Origin of the sequence: Snodgrassella sp. W8124 (assembly GCF_016100875.1) — a bacterium.
Classification (GTDB): Bacteria; Pseudomonadota; Gammaproteobacteria; order Burkholderiales; family Neisseriaceae; genus Snodgrassella; species Snodgrassella alvi.
This window is the reverse complement of record NZ_JACFRP010000001.1, coordinates 201,616-226,110: the sequence shown is the minus strand read 5'-3', so window position 1 is coordinate 226,110 and position 24,495 is coordinate 201,616. Positions and strand designations below refer to the sequence as shown.

Sequence of the window (24,495 nt, the reverse complement as noted above, 5' to 3'; positions counted from 1 at the left end):
AGTACAGGTTAGGATTTACAGATGGTTAAATCAGTTAACAATGTCATATTCGATACACCGTTATTTTTTGTCAGAATGAAAGATACGTTATATCGAGACGAAAAAAACTAATTCACTATTACATACAAAGTGTATTTTTAGGTAGTTCTATTTGTATATTATACTATCTCGCAACAATAACTGAGTGTAAAGTATTAACATATTTTGAAATAAAGGCTACATTATCGCCAAACACTTCCTGCCAGTCATAGCTGTCAAAAGGTGACTCATTGATCAATACATCAGTAGTGATATCACCATTTTCATTCACATAATTTATAATGGTTTTTAAATATTCTTGCTGTTGTGAATTAAGCTGATTATCGGATAAAAATTGACTAAAACGTTTTTCAGCAGCTTGTTTATCCAAACCAACAATAGAGCGTATAAAGGCAGCTACATTACCACCCGCTAGGGTATTAAAAGTAAATTTATTATATTCCTCTCTTGTTCCAAGTTCGTTCCATAATACTTTTTCAAGTTCAACAGTATCAGCACGAGTAATAGGCTCAAGATTACGTATTTTTTGAATAACGGGATTCCAGGAGTTTTCAATTAAATAATCGATAACACGTTGTTTGTAAGTTTTCACAGAAAATAAGCTTTCTGTTTCACCTATATATTCAATAAAGTCTTCAATATCTACATTAAATGTTTGACCATTAGCATCGTCCTTTAAATGCTTAATTAAATCACGCAACTCAACACGCACATGTTCAAGTTTATCCAGTTCTAGTGTTTGCCAGAAACTATCTGTTAATACCTCTTTAATAATTGCTATTTTCTCTTTAATCTCTTTAATAGTACCTTTCTCATAGAGTGCCTGTACTAAATTAATGACACTCTTTTGGCTTTTACTTGCTTTTTTAGATTTATTCAATAAACTCAGTTGAATATTAAATAGTAATAAATCAAATTTCTTGGCGCTTTCGTCTTCTTGGGTAGGGCTTAATATAGGAGCAATATAGGTTTTTAACTCATTAAGGTCTAACAGAGAAAGATACTGCCAGCTATCAGCCAACCTAAACTTATCTACATATAAACGGTTTTTTCTTACATTAATATGATTTGGATTAAGCGTTTCAATCTGCCCTTTCAATTCGGTTTTTAATGCATCATGCAATTGCCTTGCATACTCATCCTCCTGATATTTAGTGGATTGCAACTCAAAAGCAATTTCAGATTTTAAGCAAAAAATTCTATCTGTCAGCGATTGCGTGGCTTTTGCATCAGCACCCTGTGGATTAAGACTAAAAAACTCAAAGTTTTGGCAATAATCAAAGATATAAAACTCTCCTTTATCTGCACCTGTGCCGAAGATATCAGGGGATAGCCGAGTGCCGCGGCCAATCATCTGCATAAATTTAATCTTGGATTTTACTTCTTTAAAAAAAACTAAATTTAATAAATCAGGAATATCAACACCTGTATCCAGCATATCTACAGATATGGCTATTTGTGGGTCTTTATCTCTCACTTCGAAACGTTCAATCAGGTTCTGTGCATAATTAACCGAATAATCAATTAATACACAAAACTCAGCACCGTATTGCGGATACAATTTTTCAAAGCGTTCAACTATTTGTTTGGCATGTTTATGGTTGTAGGCAAAGATTATGGTTTTACCAATACGCTCACCGCTTTGTACCTTTAAGCCATTACTCATTAAATCTTGCAACACTTTATCAATAGTATTGTCATTAAAGATATAGTTAAACATTTCTCTATTAGCAATATCACGTTTATAGTCTTCATCTTCTATATCGTGAATAGTGGTTTCGTATTCCCATACTTTTTCTAGCTGATCTTTTTCGTCTTGGCTTAAGTCATCATACTTTATACCTTGTCGCAAATGCTTAGAATGCCTTTTAAAGCCTTTATAAGGAACAAGATATTTATCAGCAATAGCTTCTTCTAATTCATAACTAAAATTGGGAATGCCTTGCTCAGCCTCAAACACCTGATAGGTACTGCGATCTATATCTTCCCTGGGGGTAGCGGTTAAACCTAACAATAACGAATCAAAATAATCAAAGATAGCACCAAAGCGTCCAAAAATAGAACGATGTGCCTCATCGACAATTATTAAATCAAATCGCCCAATAGATAACGCTTTAGCATCACTATCTATATGCTTAATCATCGTATGGTAGGTAGAAAACATAATACGCGCATTAAGGTCGCGTTTTTTATTAGTACGGTCAGATAAAATACAGGTAGTTACAGAGGGCAAAAGCTTAGTAAAGTTTTTATGAGCTTGTTTAACGAGTGCAGTACGGTCAGCTAAAAAAAGTACATTTTTAATCCAGTTATTACGATATAGCAACTCAATCAGCGAAATAGCTACCCGCGTTTTGCCTGTCCCGGTAGCCATAACTAATAAAGCGCGGCGATGCTTTTTATTAAAATGCTCACATACCACAGTAATCGCCTGTTTTTGGTAAGCTCTATTGGTAATTTCATTTTTGATTGTCAGATCAGTTATATCCTTACGTTTTTTACGCTGAATAAGTAGTTCTAACTCATCAATAGTGTGAAAACCAAACACTAATCTTGAGGGATAACCTAAACCGTCTATCAGATGGGTTTCATAACCATTGCTACAATAAATAACAGGGCGCTCACCATATCTTTTTTCTAAACAATCTGCATAAAGCGTAGCTTGATGCTTTCCTACAGACACACTCTTACTGGTCTTTTTGGCTTCAATTAAGGCTAAAGGAACACCATTACGACCAAATAACACATAATCTACATGGCCTTCGCCTGAATTACTTGGCATACCTTCTACAAAAATTTCAATACAGGCTTTACTAGGCGTTATAATATTTTTCTTTGCTAAAACTTCCCAACCCGCTTCACGCAATTGTTGGTCAATATAGAAACTGCGTGTTTCCGCTTCGGTAAAATATTGGGGATTCTTAGCATTAAGCGTACCGTATTCTGCTATTTGTTCACGGTATTTATGAATAACCTTTTTTTTGGGTTCTACAAAGGTTGCCGATGCTTTACTAATACTGCCTTTATTTTCTGTAAGGAGTGTTTTATCAAAAGTCGCCACATCAGTAACTTCACCAAGTTTCACTAATACGGCACTGACAAAACTATGCAGATTTAATAAAGAAAATAATGACTCTTTCGCCGTAACCTTTTCTAAATGGGCAGCATTATTACCTGCTCGGCGAATATAATGCAAAGCAACCATTAACTCATTATCATTAATGAAACGACGAAAGTCTTCATTATCTACTAATTCAAACAGACTACTACGTTTAGGGATTACCCAATTATGTAGGATATAGATGATTTTAACAGTATATTCTAAGGCAAACCTTGCATTAAGCGCTGATTGCTTAGGGTCGCTTTTTTGATTTACTTCAGCTTCATTACAGTAATTATATAACTCTGCAAAATCAGATAATGTACTCAAAAAATCAAAGTTCCGTTTCATAATTAGGGCACTCACCTAACGAATTTAGTTAATTAAAATATTTATCCATCGTGTAATCAAATAGAAGTTGTGTATCTGTGATTGATTGATTAATTAATGCTTTTTGTTGCTCTATGGCTTCTATTTTTTCAGCAAATTGGTTTTGAAGTGATATAGGAGGAAGCCCTAAAGTTATATCTTTTATAAACTTAACAGATCCTATATTTTGAATTCCACTTCCTTTTTTTTCAACATTTATTATTAATTGCTTCATTAGAAAAAGAAAAAAAACGCTTATAATCTTATTTTCTAAAAGAGTAAACTTTAATAATGCTTGATTAATAATTCCTCTTTCCGCGTTTGCAGGAATTTCAAAAAATTCTCCAATAGTTCCTGAACAACTCATAATAATATCTTTAGGCAGTACAGTGAATCTCTTAAGGCTATTATATAAGAGTTCATCTATATAATATTGTCCAATAAAAGCATCCTTTTGTATTGCATGCTTTTGTTCATATACTTTATATGTAAATTCAGATTTTTGTACAAAAAAATCCTTTTTTAAAGCACTTCCAAAAGGACCTCTTACAACAGATGAGCATATACTCTCTAATTTTTTAGTTTCCCAATGTTTTTCATTTTTTATAGGATCACCAAACATATTATGAAAAGTAGCTTGAGCAAGTTTATCCAGTTCTGCAAGCTGTTCTTTCTTTTTGGTAATAATATCGCTTAGTGTATCTAGTTCTTTTACTATTTGTTTTTGAAGAAAGAATACAGGAATAGTAATATCAGAACTATTTAGTTGTTTAGTTGATAAGTGTTTTACAGTAACAAAAGCCGTTTTTTCTTCTATCTTTTTTAATAATGAAGATAAAAAATAGTATATATATCTAATATGTGTTGATTTAGTATCACGTGGCCATATTTTACATACCCGTTGGTTGAGTAGAGCATTTGTACTTTCCCATTGACATATATTGAACTCGCCATCCATTCCAATAATATAATCACCTTTTTTTACAATATAAGACTCATTGTATATCCCTGTATAAAAAGTTTCTGTATATCCTCTTTTTATATCTCTTATTCTTATTAAAGGCATTGCATTAGTATTATCTGTAAAATATTTAGAGTTGAAGGCATAACCATTTAAAATATTACATATTTCTCCTAATTTCATTATATTCCAACTATCTCTATTCATTCTTTAATTAACCTTTCATATTTGGTAATCGCTTGATCTATTTCAACTTGTAATTTTTTTATATTAGCTAATACTATTTCAGGTTTTTCATAGTCTACCTTTACTCGTTCCACTTCTTTATATTGATTAATCGTTAAATCATATCCATTAGCCACTATTTCGTCTTTAGGTACAAAAAAAGATTGCTCTTTACGGGTACGATTGGCTTCATTTTCTAAACTATTATAACGGGCAATAATATCAGGAATATCATTAACTTCTAGTGGGCTGCGTTTATCATCTAAACTATAACCATCGGCGCGCATATCATAGAACCAAACTTTATCGGTGCCGCCTGCATCAGTTTTAGTAAAGATAAGGATAGCCGTAGAGACGCCTGAATAGGGTTTAAATACACCTGATGGCATTGAGATAATAGCTTCAAGCTGCTGGTTATCTACTAATTCTTTACGAATGGCTAAATGTGCTTTACTGCTACCAAATAGCACACCATCTGGCACAATAGATGCACAACGCCCTCCTGATTTTAAAATACGAGTAAAAAGGCTTAAAAAAAGTAGTTCGGTTTTTTTAGTTTTGGCAATAGTTAATAAGCTATTATCTACCACTTCATAATCAAGGCTACCTGTAAATGGTGGATTAGCTAATACCAGTGAATAAAGATTTTTATCTTGATTATCTTCGGAGAGGGAATCTTGATAGTTAATATTTGGGTTATCTACTCCATGCAACATCATATTCATGGCGCCAATACGTAACATGGTCGGATCAGTATCAAAACCATAGAACATAGTGTTTTTATAATGCTCAGCATTTTCTTTTCTGGCTAATTGCTTTTTATAATGCTCGCTAATGTACGCAGCTGACTCAACAATGAAGCCTGCTGAACCCATAGCAGGATCACAAATATTATCCTCAATAGTGGGCTTCATTAACTGTACCATCATACGAATAATATGACGAGGAGTCCGAAATTGGCCATTGGTACCACTAGCTGCCATTTTCCCTAAAATATATTCATAGACATCGCCCATAGTATCTTTATCATTCATGTCGAGGTTATCGATACCATCTACAATTTTGGATAAAGTCCGTTCGTTAGGGATCATAAAAATGGCATTAGCCATATAGCGACTAAAAGCACTATCTTTACCTGTACCTAGAGTTTTGATAAACACAAATACATCATTTCGAACGATATCAAACATATTTGTGGCATTAAAATTTTTAAATTTGTGCCAACGTAAATCTTCATAGGGAAGCGTTTGTTCTGTCTCTGGGTTTTGCCAGGATTCACCATCTTTAAAAATAGGGGCTTTAATCGTGCCACCTAGTGCCTGAGCATTCGCTTCTCTTTTGAGCTGACTGTCATCCAGCATTTTTATAAAAAATAGATAAGTCATTTGCTCCAATACAGCAATAGAGCTAGTTAACCCTGCACTCCAAAACGTATCCCAAATACTATCAATTTGACTCTTATGGTCGCCTGTAATCATCTATATACCAATTAATATATTATTTATCTTTCATTCTAGAAGAAAAAATCAATTAACTAAAGAGTTAATTGTTAATCTCTTACTTCAATAGTTTTTATTACTATTTTTTATGCTGAGATATTGATTTAACCTATTAAAAAGAATCAAATTTTATATTAAACTACAATAGCTTTTATATATTTTCTCCTGCCATTCTCAGGCACCAAAACCATATAAGCAAGAGCTATACTTCTTTTTCAGTATAACTTTTTTGATGTAGTATTGAATCATATTCTGAGCCACAGCATATCTCAAATCATGAAAAGCCTTACAAGATAAGGCGTTTAGGCAAATTATTGAAAGACTGTCTATCTGAATAGACAATCATAGACACTGAAATTTTTTGTGATTTTTTTAATGTTTAACTGATAAGTGTTTTCAAACGAGGAATCACTCTCTATTAATGCATCTCCTAATCTAACTCAGATTTAATTCTGAGTTAGATTAGGAGAGAGAGGATGAACTAAACGTAAACGCAATAGAAAACATCAAAATGCCTAAGCAAGTATAAACAAAACTACGTATCAATTTGTATATACAGATAAATACAAAATGTACTTATTAAAAAAATGATTTACTTTAAATTTGTACTTCAATTAAGTATTTTTAGGTAATTTTCAATCACTTTATATCGATAATATATAATCATTTGTTTTTTTATGATATTTAAGACAATTCAGGATGTCTATAGATTAAGCATTGGAGCGGACACGGAATTCGAACTTGCGAATTCAATCTTGACTAAAAAAATTATACAAACACCAATAGACACAATAAAATAAAATTAGTTTAACTTATAATTTATAATTCACAGAGTTCAGACAATAATAACAATTTGAAGAATGACATATGAAAGCACTTATTTCAATCGACTATACCAACGACTTTATTGCCACAGACGGGGCACTGACAACCGGTCTGGCAGGACAAGCCATAGAAAACGAAATGGTAAATCTGACCAGAACGTTTATTGAGCAGAAAGATTTTGTTGTTTTTGCAATTGATGCGCACGAGCCTGATGATAAGTACCATCCGGAAAATAAATTATTTCTGCCGCACAATATCATAGGTACCAACGGTCAGAATCTCTATGGTTCATTAAAACAGTTGTACACAGCCAATCAAACCAATCCGCAAGTTTACTGGATGAATAAACACCACTACTCTGCATTCAGCGGAACAGATCTGGATTTACGCCTGCGTGAAAGAAATATTACCGAAATACATTTAACCGGTGTATGTACTGATATCTGCGTGTTACATACAGCAGTTGATGCATATAACCTTAATTATCAGATTGTCGTGCATCAGCATGCTGTTGCCAGCTTTGACCCGGTAGGACATTCATGGGCATTAAAGCACTTTCAGAATACTTTAGGAGCTACCATAATCTGATTATTTACCTCCTCTGCTTCTGATTAATCTTCCCTGAAATCACAATAGTAATCAGTGTATAAATACAGATTACTGCAAATACATATTGGAAAATTTATTGAAAAGTATATCTTATAATAAAAATATAAAATGGCACTATAGGATAAAGTAAGAATTATTGGGAAGTGATAAACAATCAAAAATTCATGTTTTAAATTAAAATATTTGGAACAATCATAAATAATTACGGAAAAGAATGTTTCTAAAAAACGATGATAAATAAAAATAAACATCATAATTACATAAACTATCTAATTTTGCATTAATTATACATTCTTAGCATAAAACAATTTATTATTCGTAATTGATATCTGGCTGTCCTTGTCGCGCATAATAAGATGAAAATCTAGAAATTATATCTTTTAGAAAAGGGCTAGATATTTGTAATCTAGGTGGTTCAAATTTAGTCTTTAACTCATCCTCATTGTATGTATAGAGCCATCTGAAGTTTACAACTGCACCATTTTTATAAAATAAAGATGTAGGTGGTAACCAGTAATAATATAAATTTTGATTATTTTTTCGGATTTTAGCTAAAGTATTTTTCATTGATTTACAATTATCTATTTCATCCCAAGATTTATCCTGGAATTCTTTAATCTCTTCAATCTTTTGAATTGTTACCAATAGGGCCCGATCAGTATTACAACTACCTCCCTCTCGCACTGCCAGATCACATGAAGGACTCATGACTATATATAATTTATCTGTGTCTTTTTCTTTTAAAATGCATCCGGTATCTATTTCATCTTTCATTGGTGGGTACAAATATATATACATTTCATTCGGATAACAGCGACCATTATCATAAAGATAATGGATTAGATGATTTAGCGTATATCGAAGTAAAGCTTTTTCTGTGCTTGCAGCATCATTCTTAGCATATTCTATCCAGCTATTACTCTGCATATCTGACGTTGGAACTATTTGTCGCAAAAGATTTTTAATGAATATCTCACTAAGACTTTTTTCAATTTCGCCTATTCCACCCATTATTCGTGTCAAACCAGTTTTATATATATTGCTTAATTCATCTATCACATTTTTATAACTTATATCTCCCCCTTTTGTATATTGACCAACTAAAGGGATTTCATTATTATCAAACTCCACAACATGTTTAGTTCCTGTCATTACTACCACAGGAACTCTACGTAATTGATTTTTTATTTCTTGTAAAACTAAATTTCCTTCATCATTATTACCATCATTAGCTAATTTCATATCAACAATTGCGCCATCATAATGTGATGATCTTAAAGCCTCAATTGCAGAAGACGCATCACGAACTATTTTTAACTCAATACTATAATCACTATTATCTTCGTTAAAGTCTTCTATCGCGTTTTTACATAATTCTGCATCAGCTTCAGAATCCTCAACAAGAATTAATTTTATATTATTCATCTTCTATACCCATATTTATAAGCCTAAAATATGCTCCTTGATTAGACTCTAAAGCAGTAAGCTTTAAGCCATTTCTTTCTGCTGCTTCTCCTGCAATTGACAGACCAATACCTGTACCTTGTGGTTTGGTACTAAATTGTGGTTCAAAAATATCTTTATTTTTAATAAGAAAACTTTGTATTCCAGTACCAGTATCCTTAATATCTACATATCTTAATTTATTATTCTCTGACATTATATTAATATTAATTTTCATTTTATCATTATTCTTTTCAATTAACCAATAAATACTATTGTCTATAAGATTTGTAAATATAGCCATAATATCTTCCTTCCATGCATTTATTACTCCATCCCCTTTTATTTCATAAGAAATTTGGTTATTTATCATTTGTTGAGAAAATATAGAAAAACACTCAGAAATTGTTTGTTCCAAATGAATAGTTTTTTTTGTAGAACGTTTTCCTGCCGCAAGGGGATCTAATCGTGCAAAAAGATCTGAAAGTGTTTTTGAGTGTATCATTGTTTTTTTGGAAATATCTATAATTTTATCTATGTATTTAAATTCATTTGTTTTATAAAAAGAATTAATAAATTTATTTATTCTAGGAATTTCATTCCTAAAATAATTTAACGATCTTCTTCCTTCATGAAGAATTACTGTAATAATTTTTCCAAGTGTTGCCTGACCTTGATATATTGCAACAGCCCGACATAATTCTTCTACTACTCTACTTCTCTGATCTTCTTCTTTATTGATTAAAGTAATAACTTCTTTTGTTGCTTTAACACTCATACCATTACTAATCAATTTACTATAAACATTATCCTTAAGATTGTTTAATGAAGAAATTTTTTCTAATCCATGTTCAATACTACGTATGGGTTTATGTAATCCGACTTTACGTCTAAAACTAAATCTTCTATTTTCAAGCTCAGCGATAACCATTTTTGTGATTTCTTGTAATCTTCGATAGGCATTATTTTCACGCAATCCGTCTCGAGCACTATTTTCAATTAGATTAGATTGTTCTTCAGATTCAATAGAAACATAGCCAATTACTTGATTACTGCCAATTCTTAACGAAGGATTTTGTACACGCTGTTCATTTAGTTTCAACCAGTCAAATTCAGGATCACCTAATGGTCGAATTCTAAAGCCATTTCGATATACACCTATACCATTAGAAATATTTAAAATTTGACGTGCTTGTAATTTTCCAACATAAACACCATATTCATCTTTAAGCCCCCTACTTATTAATTGTTCTATAGATTCTGCTTCTCTGTCATATACTCTTATATCAAATTTCAAATATCCACAATTCGTAGGAGTATTTAATTTTACGTTAATTTTTTCTAAAACTGTATTTTTAGCTTTCTGAACAGAATATTCTAAAAAACCCGTGCCATTAGAGTGAATTTCTCCAGAAATTCTGTAATCGTATAGTTGAAATATAGGGTAAGGCGTAATAATTTCTTCAATATCCCATTCAGATGAAAAACCTGAAATTTTTAGGTAAATCTTAAATTCTTGTTCATCTTTATTGATTGACTTATCTATAGGAGGTATTAATTTTTTCAACTCAAATCGCAGTTTATCAAATTGTTTTTTATCCCATTCTTCATAATATTCACGTCCTCCTTCAATTGTTAGGAATGTACAAGGTTTTTCATCAACAGTATTGCTTTTTACTAAAATTTCTACATCATCTAAATATTCTGATTTTTCAAAGTTTAGCCAGTCAACAAATACAACTGTTTTCTCAGCTTCTGTAGAAACTGTCTCAAGCAATAAAGTTGAACCAAGCATAGATGCTGCATAACGACCAATCCCCTTTCGGCCTTGCATAACCCTTCCTTTAGGGCTTAGTTTTCGTTCAAGCTTATCATTAGTCGATGGAACCAGCCACTTATTTATTACAGTATCACGAGACATTCCATGACCATAATCCTTAATAGTTATGAAAAGGCTTTTTTCTGATAATTGTTCCAGTTTTGAAATATTTTTTGGTTTTTCTTTTAACGAAAAATTTATTTCAACCTTGTTAGAGTCTGCATCATAGGCATTTTTAACTAATTCAACAATAGCAGCATAATTATTTTGAATTAAATCACGGCCAATTGTTAATATATGACGGCCTGCAGGCCTAATTTTATACGTATGATTAACATTATTCATTCCAGTTCTCCTTTAGTTTCATTGCAATTCTTAGAGCCAATAAGACCGGAACTGCGTTACCAATTTGACGAAATGCTGCTGTTCTGCTAGGTCTTTCCAGAACCCCTTCAAAATAATAATCATCTGGAAAAGTTTGGAGACGTGCTGCCTCACGAGGGGTAATTGATCTATTTTGTGTTTTATCAGGATGAATATAATAATGACCATCTTTTGCTAAATGAGCAAGAATAGTATGTGAGGCAGATAAATTACCAGCAACTACTTTAAATCTATCAATAAATGCTGTTCTATTTTTATGAGTTTTTAGAGACTCTGGTAAACTATCGTATTCTAATCTTTGGTTTTTACTTTCCCAAAGATTAACAGCTATTTTATATATCTCGGCATCTAATTTATTTATTGGCCGTGCTACATGCCAAGTTACAGGTATTTCATCATTTTTAATATTAACGTCATACAACCACGTTCCTGAATAATTTTGCATTTGACAGGTGTTCACACTGCCTTCATTGGCTTTAATCGCAGGTAAATCTTTAAAAATCTCATTAACATAAACTTTAGAATAGCAATGTGTTAACTTTGGATAAAATCCAGTTTTATTACCAAGCCTACCAACTAATATGATACGTTTCCTAGATTGAAGTACGCCATAATCACTTGCATTTAGCACACAATATTCAGTTTTATATCCATAACTATTAAATAATTGCTGCATCTCATTGAGATAATATTTACCAGCTCTATCTTTTGCCGAAAGAAGACCAGTCACATTTTCAAATACAAAATATTTTGGTTTATATCTTCTTAAAAACTCCGCATAAAATATATAAAGATAATTACGCCTATCTCCAAACATCTTATTAGCATCACAGGATCTACCAACTAAAGAATACGCCTGACATGGAGGGCCTCCGATAATCAAGTCTAAAGTATTATTTCCCAATAAACTATCAATAGCTAAGAATATCTCATGCAAAGATTTTTGTGAAATTTCTCTATTAATTATCGATTTTTTAACACTCTCTGGTATTTTTTTGTAAAAGCTTTCTCGGCTTATTTCTCCTTTTAAATAATTTATATACAACTCTTGATTACAATTATTTTTTAACCAATGATATGCCATTCTCGTTAAAAGAGTGAAACATGCAGCTTTATCTGATTCAACATGAGCCACAGGTTTAAAACCTGCTTGGATAAATCCTTCGGATAATCCACCAGCTCCTGCAAATAGATCAAGAAAGTTCAACTCTTTTGCCATTATTTACCTTTTACCAATACAGATACCATGATATACTGTTCTATCAAAAATAAATTAATGATTTTATATTATTATACTAGTTATCCATCCAGAAACAAGAATAAATATATTTAAATAAATTAGATATTTAATAAATTTAAAACTATTTAATAGTTTTGTTATTTTGTAATTTGCTCTAATCTCTATATCTAAATTAAATTCAGAATTTTTATATAAAAATTTTAGCTAATTCATTTTCTCAATATTTTCTATATTAAATCTTCTATTACTAGATTTTTCATCATCACATTAATTTTCTTAATATTTAACTAAATTTCATTTATTCTATTAATATTTTAATTTAGAAGGATACTTTTCGAAACTTAAAAAAACTAAGCAATTATCTTTAAGGAGTGTTTTTAAACTGATAAATAATGTTGCCATCAGGATAATTAATAAATTCATGAGGAAATAGATATTCACCCCAAAAAACGGCACCGATATATAATTTCATTCAGATTTAAATAACGAATGAAATTGAGCAATTGAGTCAAATAGTAATGTTGTGTAATATAAATGAGATTCGTTTTTGTTATCTAAGACAAAAAATTATGCGCTGGTTTAAATTTTGTGCAGCAATCGGTTGCTTTTCTTGCTTACTCAAAGGCAAAGGTCTTATAACAGCACCAGAAATAGCAAAGCAGTTGAAGGGACATGATCAGTGACGTACTCTGCTGACTATTTTAGATCATTTAAAAAAAGCCGGTTATAAGGTTTTTTATGATGTTCTGAAAGCCAGAGACTTTGGAATTCCGCAAAACAGAGAAAGAATTTATATAGTAGGTTTTTTAGATCATTCAGCAGATTTTACATTTCCTGAACCGTTAAAAATTCCCACGAAGGTGGGTGATATACTGGAACAGAAAGTTGATGTTAAATACACTATTTCTGATAAATTATGGGCCGGCCATCAGAGACGGAAAGCTGAAAACAGAAACAAAGGTAAAGGCTTCGGTTACGGGTTAGTCAATTGCAATTCTGAATATACTAATACTATTTCAGCCAGATATTATAAAGACGGCAGTGAAATTCTGATTGAGCAGCCCGGGCAGAATCCCAGAAAGCTTACGCCCAGAGAAGCCGCCCGATTACAGGGGTTTCCTGATTATTTTAAAATTCCTGTTTCTGATGTGCAGGCATACAGGCAGTTCGGGAACAGTGTATGTGTACCGGTTATAAAAGCTATTGCCCAGAAGATGATTTCAGTAATCAAACTGTAATTACTCTTTCAAAAATTACATTAATTGCCGGATCTGTTATCCTTAACACCGGAGATTATTTTTTATAAAGTATTTAAATTTTGAAATCATGGTATAACATTTAAATTTAAATGTTTATATCATAAAACTGCCACTGTAACCGGCAACAATCAAATTTCAGTATTATTGTTTATATTATTCAGATATGGATGTTCATTCACCGGAAAAGCGCTCCTTTAATATGTCAAAGATCAGGAGCAAAAATACTAAGCCGGAAATTCTGGTACGTAAATGGTTATGGAAGAACAATTACAGGTACAGACTATATGCTTCAGATCTGCCCGGTAAGCCTGATATTGTATTCAGATCCCGAAAAGCTGTGATATTCGTTCACGGATGTTTCTGGCACCGGCACGGTTGTAAGTATTCATCCGCTCCTAAATCACATCAGGATTTCTGGATTAAAAAATTTGAGCTTAATATCAAACGTGATAAAAAAAATATAGAAAATCTTCTGAATCAGGGATGGCAAGTTCTGATTCTCTGGGAATGTGAGATAAAAAAGTGGGAAGATGAAGCTGAACCGAAACTAAAGTCATTTCTTGATAACATTTTTTCAGTATAAATTTTGCCTTAAATGTGATATTGCATTTATTTCCGGCTGATACGACAGATACTGATTAATAATTATATTAAGTATTAATCTTATTATAGCTGAATAATCTTTTTATACGTGAATAAGGTAAATATAATGCTGTTTATTGCTGAATTTTTCAGCTTACTGCCAAATTAATCATCAGATAATCAAAGAAGGTATTGGTGGGTCGTGAGCGATTCGAACGCTCGACCAACGGATTAAAAGTCCGCTGCTCTACCGACTGAGCTAACGACCCTTTGGCTCCCCGACCAGGGCTCGAACCTGGGACCTGCGGATTAACAGTCCGTCGCTCTACCGACTGAGCTATCAGGGAAAGGAAGAGCGCATTATAGGGGTCGATATTAAACTCGTCAAGCCTTTTTAGCCATTTTAAGCCTCAAAAACTGCCTAATAAATACAAATCATTGGTAGTTCTATATTTTTAATTGTAAATATGGTTGTATAGCTTAAATTCTATTTGCTTTTATACTCTAATAAACGTATTCAGGTTCTGTGCTTATCAGTTCAGATCAGAAAATTAATAAAATATATTATGGCTTATTCACGCCAAACAGATACTATATAGTTTTTCCTTGTACAAATTTCTTTATCGGATTTTTCCTGAAGAATTTATGATAAAAATAAACTGAAAGTATTTTTATCAATATAGAATTATTTATCCAATAAATCATAATATTAATTATTTTCCTGGATTATTCTGATACTTTATTTTCTTGTCTGCTGGTGTAACTAAAATCAATGTAACTTCTTACATATCATTAATGTCAAATAAATAATGAATACTTAATCGTGCAATTTTTTTTGCACGCAAGTGCAATTTTCTGCGCTAAGTTTATTCAAAACCCTTTTGTCATATAAAATTTATTTTTAAAAATCAATATTTTATTATTTTATTTTCATTATTCCAATCTGGTATACAAATTGCAATAGCAAAGTGGCTTGCTTTTAAGCATAGATGAATTTTTAACGTGTAACAAGGAGCCGTTGATGCAAACAAAATTAATCACTACCGATAAAATCCGGGATTTTCTTAAAGACGGTATGACGATTATGTTTGGCGGTTTTATGGGGTGTGGTACGCCGTCAAAGATTGTTAATGCAATTCTTGAATCGGGTATTAAGGATTTAACACTTATCGGAAATGATACAGCTTTTGTAGACACTGGTGTCGGACCGCTGATTAATAATAATCAGGTCAGAAAAGTGATTACTTCCCATATTGGCACCAATCGTGAAACAGGCAGAAGAATGATTGCCGGTGAGATGGAAGTTGAGCTGGTACCGCAGGGTACGCTGGCTGAACGGATTCGCTGCGGCGGTGCCGGACTGGGCGGAGTTTTAACACCTACCGGAGTGGGTACGATTGTTGCTGAAGGCAAGAAAGTTTTATCAGTTAATAATCGTGAGTATTTACTTGAGCTGCCAATCCGTGCTGATTTAGCCATCATTCATGCGCATAAGGCTGATTACAACGGTAATCTGGTCTATCAATATGCTGCACGTAATTTTAATCCGCTGATTGCTACCGCTGCTGACACGGTGATTGCTCAGGCTGATGAACTGGTAGAAGTTGGCCAGATTCATCCTGATGCGGTGATGACACCGGCAGCATTAGTTGATTTTATGGTTAGCACTAACGATTAAGGAATAAAGACAATGGATAAAAAAGAATTAATTGCTCGCCGTGTTGCTCAGGAATTACGTAACGGAGATGTTGTTAATCTGGGGATTGGTTTACCAACTCAGGTGGTGAATTATTTGCCTGAAGGTATCAATATTACGCTGCAATCAGAAAATGGCTTTCTGGGGCTGGGGCCTAAAACAGTTGATGAACCGAATATTGTTAATGCAGGCGGTCAGCCTTGCGGTATTGTTCCCGGTGCGGCGATGTTTGACAGTGCATTTTCTTTTATGCTGATTCGCGGCGGTCATGTCGATGCCTGTGTGCTTGGCGGACTGGAAGTTGACCAGCATGCCAATCTGGCTAACTGGATGGTACCGGGCAAAATGGTGCCGGGTATGGGCGGTGCTATGGATCTGGTTACAGGTGCGAAAAAAGTAATTATTGCCATGGAACACTGTACTAAAACCGGTGAACCGAAAATATTGCCGGAATGCACTTTGCCGCTTACTGCGAAAGGTAAAGTCAGCATGGTTATTACTGAGCTGGCTGTATTTGAATTTATAAACGGTCAAATGTATCTGATTGAAACCGCTGAGGGTGTGGATGTTGATACTGTAAAAGCGCACACCACGGCAGAGTTTATTGTTGCGGATAATCTGAAAACGATGTCCATTGCTACAGGGGCATAAGTTTTATGATTTCACGTTTATCCAGACATACGACTAATCTGGTCAGTAAATATCTGCCTGACCCGCTGATATTTGCTTTACTGCTTACTTTTATCATTTTTTTCATGGCCTGGGGATTAACTGATTCACAGCCTCTGGGTCTGATAAAAATGTGGGGGGATGGCTTCTGGAATTTGCTGGCCTTTGGTATGCAGATGGCTCTGATTGTGGTTACCGGCCATGCCTTAGCCAGCTCACCTCCGGTGAAATCTGTTCTGGTATCTATTGCCTCTCTGGCCAAAACTCCTACACAGGCAGCCATGCTGGTTACTTTTGTCGGCTGCATTGCCTGTATTTTAAACTGGGGGTTTGGTCTGGTTGTAGGTGCCATGCTGGCAAAGGAAGTGGCCAGACAGGTTAAGAATGTGGATTATGGCTTACTGATCGCCTGTGCTTATATTGCTTTTATGACATGGGGTGGCGGTTTGTCCGGGTCAATGCCTTTAATGGCGGCAACTCCGGGGAATCCTGTTGCACACTTTATGATTAGTGACGCTAATCCGCAGGGTATTGTGCCGATTTCTCAGACCATGTTTTCAGCCAGTAATATTTTTATTACTTCTATGCTGATTATCTGTTTACCTCTTCTGGTGCGGTTTATGGTCAGAACTGACGGTAAGGTGAATGTGGTTAATCCTGAACTACTGGCTCCGGAACCTGATTTTCAGCGTAAGCTTGACCGGAAAACAGCTACCATAGCTGAAAAAATGGAAGAAAGTAAGCTGCTTTCTTTGCTGGTAGGTGCTCTGGGTATCAGTTATCTGCTGATTTACTTCTATCATAATGGTTTTAATATCACCATTAATACCGTTAACCTGATCTTCCTGACTGCCGGTGTTTTGTTACACCGTACACCTATGGCGTACATGCGTGCTGTCTCCAATGCAGCCAGAAGCACAGCCGGTATTATCATCCAGTTTCCGTTTTATGCGGGTATTCAGCTGATGATGGAACATTCCGGTCTGGGTGGTCTTATCACTGAATTTTTCATCAATATTGCCAGTAAGGATACCTTCCCTATCTGGACGTTCTTCAGCTCCGGCATTATTAATTTTGCCGTACCGTCAGGTGGCGGCCACTGGGTTATTCAAGGCCCGTTCGTGATTCCTGCCGCACAGGCTCTGGGTGCTGATTTAGGTAAATCTACGATGGCAATTGCCTATGGCGAACAATGGATGAATATGCTGCAACCATTCTGGGCATTACCTGCACTGGCTATTGCCGGTCTCGGGGTGCGTGACATTATGGGATATTGTATGACAGCGCTGATATTCACTACGCCGATATTCCTGATTGGTCTGTACTTTTTCTAGTTAAAAAAGGGAGTTTATTATGACAAAAACCGTAATCGTCAGTGCAACACGCACCGCCATCGGCAGTTTTAATGGTTCACTTGCCTCTGTCAGTGCCATTAATTTGGGGAAAGTTGTTATTGACGAAGCTTTAAAACGTGCTGCACTGGATGCCGGTGCGGTAAATGAAGTGATTATGGGTAATGTGCTTCAGGCCGGACTGGGACAGAATCCTGCCCGGCAGGCTGCACTGAATGCAGGTATTCCCAGCAGCGTACCGGCTTTTACTGTAAATAAGGTATGCGGCAGCGGACTTAAATCAATCGTACTGGCCACACAAAGTATTTTAACCGGTGACAATGATATTGTTGTCGCCGGCGGTATGGAAAATATGTCTCAGGCACCCTATCTGCTTGGCAGTAAAGCCCGCTGGGGGCTGAAAATGGGTAATACCGAACTGTACGATACCATGGTGAATGACGGATTAACCTGCGCTACCAATCATTACCATATGGGGATTACGGCAGAAAATATTGCTGAACAGTATTCTATCAGCCGTGAGGAACAGGACGAACTGGCACTGCGTTCTCAAAAGCTGGCTACGGAAGCTAATAACAATGGTGACTTTGAAGCAGAAATTGTTCCGGTTACCATCAGCTCACGCAAGGGCGATATTATCTTCAAACAGGATGAATATCCCAAAGCAGACAGCACTGCGGAAGGTCTGGCAAAACTCAGACCGGCGTTTAAAAAAGACGGTACAGTGACTGCGGGTAATTCTTCCGGTATTAATGATGGTGCGGCTGCTCTTGTGCTGATGTCAGAAACCAGAGCAAAAGAGTTAGGCTTAAACCCATTGGCATATATTCGCAGCTACGCTTCTGGCGGCGTAGATCCGAGCATAATGGGGATGGGTCCGGTACCGGCAACCCGGCTGGCTTTACAAAAAGCAGCACTACAGATGTCTGATATCGATTTAATCGAAGCAAATGAAGCTTTTGCTGCTCAATTCCTCGGTGTCGGTCGCGAGCTAAATTTTGACATGGACAAAACCAATATTCATGGTGGTGCCATTGCCCTGGGTCATCCTATTGGTGCCAGCGGTGCGCGTATTCTGGTTACCCTGCTTTATTCCATGCTTCATCGTGATAAACAGCTGGGACTGGCAACATTATGCATTGGCGGCGGACAAGGTACGGCTGTTATTCTGGAACGCTGTTAATGATATTCCGGTCAAACTAAGAGTTATGTCTGGTTAACAGATATATGATTAGGTTAATCAGTCAGGTGGTAATGAATTTATCCGATATCGCCTGACTTGTTAATTTGCATAATTCATCCGATAATTTAAAATTAATTCAGATAAATATTTTGGCTGTGTACCAGCCGGATACTAAAAATATTTTATTGATAATTATGGATATTTGAGCACTTATGAACACCAGTTTTCTTCAGCGCCTATATCCGGAACGAATCAGTGCCCGTATTTTTTTACTGGTGACCTTCCTATCCTGTTTTTCAATTTTTGTCTGTGCCGTTCTAATTGATAAAGAAGGGCGCGAACTTCTCAGACAGGAAAAAAGTCATAAACTTTATGCCATTACCAAAACTCTGGATTTGCTTTTAGGTGATGCTTACCAGCAGGTGGATAAAAGCCTGCCCCGAACACAACAAATTACCCAGCTTAATCAGTATCTCTCTCCTAAAATTGAACCGCTGCTGAAAGACATGCCGAATATTGCAGCCGGTTATTATCATAAACAATTAGATGCCATTGTGTTGTATGCCCCGCAGTCAGCCTATGGTGTGAATGTTGGTAAATCTATTCCGGCGGAGCATAAAGGGCGTGAAGTCATGACCAGCGGCCGGCATATGATTGAAACCGGCCAGCAAGTCCGCGGCAATATCATGAATGCCATGACTCCTATTGTGCGCAATAATCAGATAATCGGCTATATCTGGGCTAATGAAACTTTAGATGACATTGAAAAACAGGCCTTTGTATTTGATAAAAATGTCATTATTATCAGCCTGATCTGTATGCTGAGCTGTATTTGTATTGCTTCTGTTTTATCCAGAAAACTGAATACTGATATCAATATAATCAAACAGGGGCTGGAAAAACTCCCCTTCTCGCTGGACAGTCGTCTGCCGGTTATTCGCGGTGAGCTGAATGAAATTGTCAGCGGAATTAACAGTCTGGCCGAAAAGCTCAGAAAAACCAAAACCATCAACGAGCTGATTCTGGAAAACACACTGGATGCGGTTATTACTGTGGATAATAATGGCTTTATTACCATGTTAAATCCGGCTGCAGAAAAAATCACCGGCTATCAGCTGGAACAAGTCCTTGGCCGGCCATATTCAACCATAGTTGATGATAAAAATTTTCAAAGTCCTTTACTGGATACTTTATATAATGGTATCGATCATGTCGGTGTGGAAGTAGATTTCCCGGTTGCCCGGCAAATTATCCGAATCTCAGCCAGCACCAGCCATCTGAAAGATTATCAGGGCAATATTATTGGTGCCGTCGTTATTTTTAAAGATATCACCGAACGGGAAGAAGTAGAAAAGCTAATCCAGCAAACCGAACGTCTGGTGGCACTGGGCGAGCTGATGGCAGGCATTGCCCATGAAATCCGCAATCCGCTGGCTGCAGTACGCGGCTTCGTGCAATATCTGCAAAATGATTTACCTCGTGCTGAGCAAAATGAATATCTTGATATTATTCTGAAAGAAGTCGATTCGATTAATCAGGTAATTCAGCAGCTACTTGATTTCTCAGTACCCTCAAAAAATTATTATGTTTCGGTACAATTAAACGACCTGATTAATGAAGTGCTGGTACTGGTTAATTCATCTCACCGCTCAAATAACATCGTCCTGACTCTTTCATTAGCCAGCCAGTTACCGCCATTGTATCTGGATAAAGAATTAATCAAACAAGCAATACTGAATTTATTAATCAATGCCATTCAGGCAGTCAGTGATCAGGGCAAAATTGAAATATCTACATTAATGTCTGCTAACCAAAAGTATCAGTTAATCCGGATAAAGGATGATGGTGAAGGCATTAAAAGCGAAATAATGGATAAAATCTTTACACCATTTTTTACCACTAAAATTTCTGGTACCGGACTGGGTCTGGCCATGGTAGAGAAAATAGTTTCCTCACATAAAGGGCAAATTAGCATTAAAAATAATGAGCACAGCAATGGTGTTACGGTTGAAGTAGCACTTCCCGTTAACTGATACACAATAATCCGGAATTTATGTCAGAAAAAATCTTAATTGTCGAAGATGAATTAAATCTGCGCAAACTGTTATCTATTTTTTTATCACAGGAACATTATCAGGTTATTGCTGTTGATAATGCAGAAGACGCTATTGAAACCTTAGAACAGCAGCCGGTTGATTTAATTTTAATGGATAATCGCCTGCCTCAGATGAGCGGGCTGGAAGCACTGAAAATAATTAAACAGAACTATACTGATATATCCATCATTCTTATGACTGCCTATGCCGGTGTGGATACGGCGGTAGAAGCATTAAAACTCGGTGCAATTGATTATATTGTTAAACCCTTTGACCTGAATGAACTCAAAGCACTGATAAAACGTACCCTGGAGTTGAGCAAAGCTAAAAAAGAGGGAATGGATTTATCGCCAAAAATAGAATTATTCAGCTCGGATAATAAGGGTCATATTCTGACTAACAGCCCGAATATGATGGAACTGTGCCGCAATATTGCCAAAATTTCACAAACCAAAACCACCGTATTGATTACTGGTGAAAGCGGTACGGGTAAAGAATTAGTCGCCAAAACCATTCATTATTACAGTACCCGCTCAACCGGCCCGTTTATCAAAGTAAACTGCGGTGCATTACCGGAAACCTTGCTGGAAAGTACTTTGTTCGGGCATGAAAAAGGATCATTTACCGGCGCTTATCAACGCCAGATTGGTTTATTTGAGCGAGCACACCAGGGGACACTTTTTCTGGATGAAGTGGCTGAAATGTCAACCAATCTACAGGTTAAGCTTCTGCGGGTAATCCAGGAAAGAGAATTCGAACCAATCGGTGGCAGCAGATTAATTAAAACTGATTTCAGGCTGATTGCCGCTACCAATCGCAGCCTTCAGGATATGATCAGCACTGGTGAATTCCGAGAAGATTTATTCTACAGACTGAACGTAATGGAATTAAGCTTACCACCCTTACGCGACCGAAAAAATGATGTCATGCTGCTGGCGCGCTATTTTGCCAATCAGTTTTGCCATGAAAATAATAAGGAGTTACTGGATTTTTCGATTAGTGCGGTAGAAGTACTTAATCAATACCCATGGCCGGGCAATGTACGTGAATTGTCTAATGCCATCGAACATGCAGTGGTCATGTCTAACGGACTATTTATCTATCCGCAAGATTTGCCCGCACAAATTATTGCTCATAAAAAAACACCTGATTTTCATCCTGATTTTAGTGAAGATGAACAGCTGGGTGCCACCTTAAAAGAAAAAGTTAAAATTTATGAAAAAGAATTAATCATTAATGAATTGAGGCTGAATAACGGTCACCGGGAAAATACCGCCCGCTCTCTAGGCGTCAGCAAAAGAACATTATTATATAAAATGCAGGAATACGATATTGTAGAAACCATTAATTAAATCACATTAACTCAGTTCCATGAATACTTGTTCCTGATATTCCCATATTTATTACCACGGCAAATATCAGTCTGCCATCAGACAATCAATATACAGGCGTTTACTGAACGCTTTACGCGAATGTAATTAATGATAGCGATGGGAAATAGAATTTATCATAAGCGGATAGAGCATGCAGCCCTACCCGCTTCTGCCTATTCACTGGTAGCCGGATTAAATATATTACTGGTCATGCAAACTACCCGCTGATCAGATTGTTATATGGTTGCCGAAAACCAATTGCATTACTTTGTGCACTTTATTTGATAGTCATAATCAACAATCAAAGGCGCATGATCAGAAAATTTTTCTTCTTTATAGATCGTAGCAGTTTGTGCACAGGCAGCCAATGCCGGCGTAGCCATCTGATAATCAATACGCCAGCCTACATCTTTGGCATAAGCCTGCCCCCGATTGCTCCACCAGGTATAACCGGGAATCTCAGGATACAGCGTACGCCAGATATCTACCCAGCCAAGCTCATTGATAATCTGACTCAGCCATTCACGCTCTTCCGGCAAAAAACCGGAATTTTTCAGATTGCCGCGCCAGTTTTTTAAATCAATATTCTGGTGCGCTATATTCCAGTCGCCACAGATTACGATATCGCGCTGTAAGGCTTGTAATTCGCGCAGAACCGGTAAAAATTTATCCAGAAAACAGAATTTAGCCTGCTGCCGCTCTTCCGAACTGCTTCCGGAAGGCAGATATACTGAAATAACACTGAGCTTGCCAAAATCAGCACGTACATAGCGGCCTTCATGATCAAAATCTTCCCATCCTAAGCCGATTTGCACGTCATCGGGCTGCTGTTTACTGTAAATTGCCACACCACTATAGCCGCGTTTCACTGCGGTATGCCACGCACCATACATACCCAGCGGATGCTTCATCTGCTCATTCATATCGGCTTCCTGGGCTTTTAACTCCTGAACACACACAATATCAGCCTGTGCCTGCGCCAGATAATCAATAAAACCCTTACTGGTAGCTGAACGTATTCCGTTTACATTGGCTGAAATAATGCGCATCCGCATGTCCTTTCGATTAATGATAAAATTTACATCTTAAAATTTTTAATCTGCCATTTTACCATTAAGGATCATTATGTCTGATTTCCGTCAGGATTTTCTGCACTTCGCTCTGCAACAGCATGTTTTAAAATTTGGCCAGTTCGCAACCAAAGCCGGCAGACAATCACCTTATTTTTTCAATGCCGGACTGTTTAACGATGGCTATAGTATTCTGCAACTGGCACGTTTTTATGCACGCTCGATTCTTGCCAGCGGTATTGAATTTGATATGCTGTTCGGACCGGCCTATAAAGGCATTATTCTGGCCGCAGCAACAGCCATGATGTTGGCGGAAGAAGGGCGTAATGTACCATATGCCTATAACCGTAAAGAAGCAAAAGACCATGGCGAAGGTGGTGTACTGGTTGGTGCACCGCTTAAAGGTCGTGTACTGATTATAGACGATGTTATTTCAGCCGGTACTTCCGTACGTGAATCGGTTGCCATCATCCAGCGTGAAGGCGCGGTTACTGCAGGTGTAGCCATTGCACTTGACCGCATGGAAAAAGGTCAGGGAAATCAATCCGCCGTTCAGGAAGTCGAACAACAGTATCAAATACCGGTAACGGCCATTGCCACATTGGAAGATTTACTGCTGTTATTAGAAAATGACTCAACACTGGCTGATTATCGCCAGCCGGTAGCAGATTACCGCAAACAATATGGCGTGTAAATTTTGTC

General features: G+C 36.1%; 17 protein-coding genes and 2 tRNA genes. 10 read left to right on the top strand and 9 right to left on the bottom strand.

Annotation, left to right across the window (positions count from 1 at the left end):
• Positions 1-163 precede the first annotated feature (163 nt).
• From H3U73_RS00960 to H3U73_RS00950, 3 genes are read right to left on the bottom strand one after another with little or no spacing between them, the layout of a single operon-like run.
• Complete coding sequence (locus tag H3U73_RS00960; protein ID WP_172397430.1) at positions 164-3,469, bottom strand: DEAD/DEAH box helicase family protein; 3,306 nt, start codon at positions 3,467-3,469, stop codon at positions 164-166.
• A 49-nt stretch (positions 3,470-3,518) separates the two neighbouring features.
• Positions 3,519-4,676, bottom strand: coding sequence for a restriction endonuclease subunit S (locus tag H3U73_RS00955; protein ID WP_084552114.1), 1,158 nt, complete (start codon positions 4,674-4,676; stop codon positions 3,519-3,521).
• Complete coding sequence (locus H3U73_RS00950; protein ID WP_084552115.1) at positions 4,673-6,172, bottom strand: class I SAM-dependent DNA methyltransferase; 1,500 nt, start codon at positions 6,170-6,172, stop codon at positions 4,673-4,675. The genes H3U73_RS00955 and H3U73_RS00950 overlap by 4 nt, the downstream gene beginning before the upstream one ends.
• An 888-nt stretch (positions 6,173-7,060) precedes the next feature.
• On the opposite strand from H3U73_RS00950, the gene H3U73_RS00945 reads away from it, so the two are divergent.
• The gene (locus tag H3U73_RS00945) at positions 7,061-7,606 is read left to right on the top strand and encodes a cysteine hydrolase family protein (RefSeq protein WP_084552116.1); all 546 of its coding nucleotides are present in this window, start codon (positions 7,061-7,063) and stop codon (positions 7,604-7,606) included.
• A gap of 333 nt (positions 7,607-7,939) precedes the next feature.
• On the opposite strand, the gene H3U73_RS00940 is transcribed toward H3U73_RS00945, so the two are convergent.
• From H3U73_RS00940 to H3U73_RS00930, 3 genes are read right to left on the bottom strand one after another with little or no spacing between them, the layout of a single operon-like run.
• On the bottom strand, positions 7,940-9,052 hold the full coding sequence (locus tag H3U73_RS00940; protein WP_084552117.1) for a response regulator: 1,113 nt from the start codon (positions 9,050-9,052) through the stop codon (positions 7,940-7,942).
• On the bottom strand, positions 9,045-11,234 hold the full coding sequence (locus H3U73_RS00935) for a sensor histidine kinase (protein WP_084552118.1): 2,190 nt from the start codon (positions 11,232-11,234) through the stop codon (positions 9,045-9,047). Before H3U73_RS00935 ends, H3U73_RS00940 begins: the two co-directional genes overlap by 8 nt.
• Complete coding sequence (locus H3U73_RS00930) at positions 11,227-12,492, bottom strand: DNA cytosine methyltransferase (protein WP_084552119.1); 1,266 nt, start codon at positions 12,490-12,492, stop codon at positions 11,227-11,229. The genes H3U73_RS00935 and H3U73_RS00930 overlap by 8 nt, the downstream gene beginning before the upstream one ends.
• Positions 12,493-13,202: 710 nt before the next feature.
• Here H3U73_RS00930 and dcm point away from each other — a divergent pair.
• Together dcm and H3U73_RS00920 are read left to right on the top strand one after the other, a co-directional pair.
• The gene (dcm, locus tag H3U73_RS00925) at positions 13,203-13,751 is read left to right on the top strand and encodes a DNA (cytosine-5-)-methyltransferase (protein ID WP_370570146.1); all 549 of its coding nucleotides are present in this window, start codon (positions 13,203-13,205) and stop codon (positions 13,749-13,751) included.
• Between the two features lie 184 nt (positions 13,752-13,935).
• Entirely contained in the window at positions 13,936-14,355 is a 420-nt protein-coding gene (locus tag H3U73_RS00920; RefSeq protein WP_084552120.1) for a very short patch repair endonuclease, read from the top strand.
• Positions 14,356-14,547: 192 nt separating this feature from the next.
• On the opposite strand, the gene H3U73_RS00915 is transcribed toward H3U73_RS00920, so the two are convergent.
• Together H3U73_RS00915 and H3U73_RS00910 are read right to left on the bottom strand one after the other, a co-directional pair.
• A tRNA-Lys gene (locus tag H3U73_RS00915) sits at positions 14,548-14,623 on the bottom strand.
• Positions 14,624-14,625: 2 nt separating this feature from the next.
• Positions 14,626-14,701 (bottom strand) — tRNA-Asn (locus H3U73_RS00910).
• Between the two features lie 674 nt (positions 14,702-15,375).
• Between H3U73_RS00910 and atoD the strand changes: the two genes are divergently transcribed.
• The 6 genes from atoD (at position 15,376) to H3U73_RS00880 (ending at position 22,702) form a co-directional block, all read left to right on the top strand.
• The gene (gene atoD / locus H3U73_RS00905; RefSeq protein ID WP_198189830.1) at positions 15,376-16,032 is read left to right on the top strand and encodes an acetate CoA-transferase subunit alpha; all 657 of its coding nucleotides are present in this window, start codon (positions 15,376-15,378) and stop codon (positions 16,030-16,032) included.
• A 12-nt stretch (positions 16,033-16,044) separates the two neighbouring features.
• Positions 16,045-16,701, top strand: coding sequence for a 3-oxoacid CoA-transferase subunit B (locus tag H3U73_RS00900; protein WP_025331311.1), 657 nt, complete (start codon positions 16,045-16,047; stop codon positions 16,699-16,701).
• Positions 16,702-16,706: 5 nt separating this feature from the next.
• Entirely contained in the window at positions 16,707-18,053 is a 1,347-nt protein-coding gene (locus tag H3U73_RS00895; RefSeq protein WP_025331312.1) for a TIGR00366 family protein, read from the top strand.
• Between the two features lie 19 nt (positions 18,054-18,072).
• Positions 18,073-19,254, top strand: coding sequence for an acetyl-CoA C-acetyltransferase (locus H3U73_RS00890; protein ID WP_198189828.1), 1,182 nt, complete (start codon positions 18,073-18,075; stop codon positions 19,252-19,254).
• Between the two features lie 212 nt (positions 19,255-19,466).
• Positions 19,467-21,287 carry a two-component system sensor histidine kinase AtoS gene (gene atoS / locus H3U73_RS00885; RefSeq protein WP_198189826.1) on the top strand — a complete coding sequence of 607 codons (1,821 nt, stop codon included), beginning with the start codon at positions 19,467-19,469 and terminating at the stop codon, positions 21,285-21,287.
• Between the two features lie 20 nt (positions 21,288-21,307).
• Positions 21,308-22,702, top strand: a complete 1,395-nt coding sequence (locus H3U73_RS00880; protein ID WP_025331315.1) for a sigma 54-interacting transcriptional regulator — start codon at positions 21,308-21,310, stop codon at positions 22,700-22,702.
• A gap of 284 nt (positions 22,703-22,986) precedes the next feature.
• Here the strand turns inward: H3U73_RS00880 and H3U73_RS00875 are convergent, their stop codons facing one another.
• Positions 22,987-23,772, bottom strand: coding sequence for an exodeoxyribonuclease III (locus H3U73_RS00875; RefSeq protein ID WP_084552125.1), 786 nt, complete (start codon positions 23,770-23,772; stop codon positions 22,987-22,989).
• Between the two features lie 76 nt (positions 23,773-23,848).
• Here H3U73_RS00875 and pyrE point away from each other — a divergent pair, with 76 nt between their 5' ends.
• Positions 23,849-24,487: an orotate phosphoribosyltransferase gene (gene pyrE / locus H3U73_RS00870; RefSeq protein ID WP_084552126.1), complete on the top strand. Its 639-nt coding sequence runs from the start codon at positions 23,849-23,851 to the stop codon at positions 24,485-24,487.
• Positions 24,488-24,495: the final 8 nt, after the last annotated feature.

Coding starts and splice junctions, on each gene's coding strand:
- H3U73_RS00955 (WP_084552114.1), bottom strand. CDS start 4,676: ATGAATAGAGATAGTTGGAATATAATGAAATTAGGAGAAATATGTAAT.
- H3U73_RS00950 (WP_084552115.1), bottom strand. CDS start 6,172: ATGATTACAGGCGACCATAAGAGTCAAATTGATAGTATTTGGGATACG.
- H3U73_RS00945 (WP_084552116.1), top strand. CDS start 7,061: ATGAAAGCACTTATTTCAATCGACTATACCAACGACTTTATTGCCACA.
- H3U73_RS00940 (WP_084552117.1), bottom strand. CDS start 9,052: ATGAATAATATAAAATTAATTCTTGTTGAGGATTCTGAAGCTGATGCA.
- H3U73_RS00935 (WP_084552118.1), bottom strand. CDS start 11,234: ATGAATAATGTTAATCATACGTATAAAATTAGGCCTGCAGGCCGTCAT.
- H3U73_RS00930 (WP_084552119.1), bottom strand. CDS start 12,492: ATGGCAAAAGAGTTGAACTTTCTTGATCTATTTGCAGGAGCTGGTGGA.
- H3U73_RS00920 (WP_084552120.1), top strand. CDS start 13,936: ATGGATGTTCATTCACCGGAAAAGCGCTCCTTTAATATGTCAAAGATC.
- atoD (WP_198189830.1), top strand. CDS start 15,376: ATGCAAACAAAATTAATCACTACCGATAAAATCCGGGATTTTCTTAAA.
- H3U73_RS00900 (WP_025331311.1), top strand. CDS start 16,045: ATGGATAAAAAAGAATTAATTGCTCGCCGTGTTGCTCAGGAATTACGT.
- H3U73_RS00895 (WP_025331312.1), top strand. CDS start 16,707: ATGATTTCACGTTTATCCAGACATACGACTAATCTGGTCAGTAAATAT.
- H3U73_RS00890 (WP_198189828.1), top strand. CDS start 18,073: ATGACAAAAACCGTAATCGTCAGTGCAACACGCACCGCCATCGGCAGT.
- atoS (WP_198189826.1), top strand. CDS start 19,467: ATGAACACCAGTTTTCTTCAGCGCCTATATCCGGAACGAATCAGTGCC.
- H3U73_RS00880 (WP_025331315.1), top strand. CDS start 21,308: ATGTCAGAAAAAATCTTAATTGTCGAAGATGAATTAAATCTGCGCAAA.
- H3U73_RS00875 (WP_084552125.1), bottom strand. CDS start 23,772: ATGCGCATTATTTCAGCCAATGTAAACGGAATACGTTCAGCTACCAGT.
- pyrE (WP_084552126.1), top strand. CDS start 23,849: ATGTCTGATTTCCGTCAGGATTTTCTGCACTTCGCTCTGCAACAGCAT.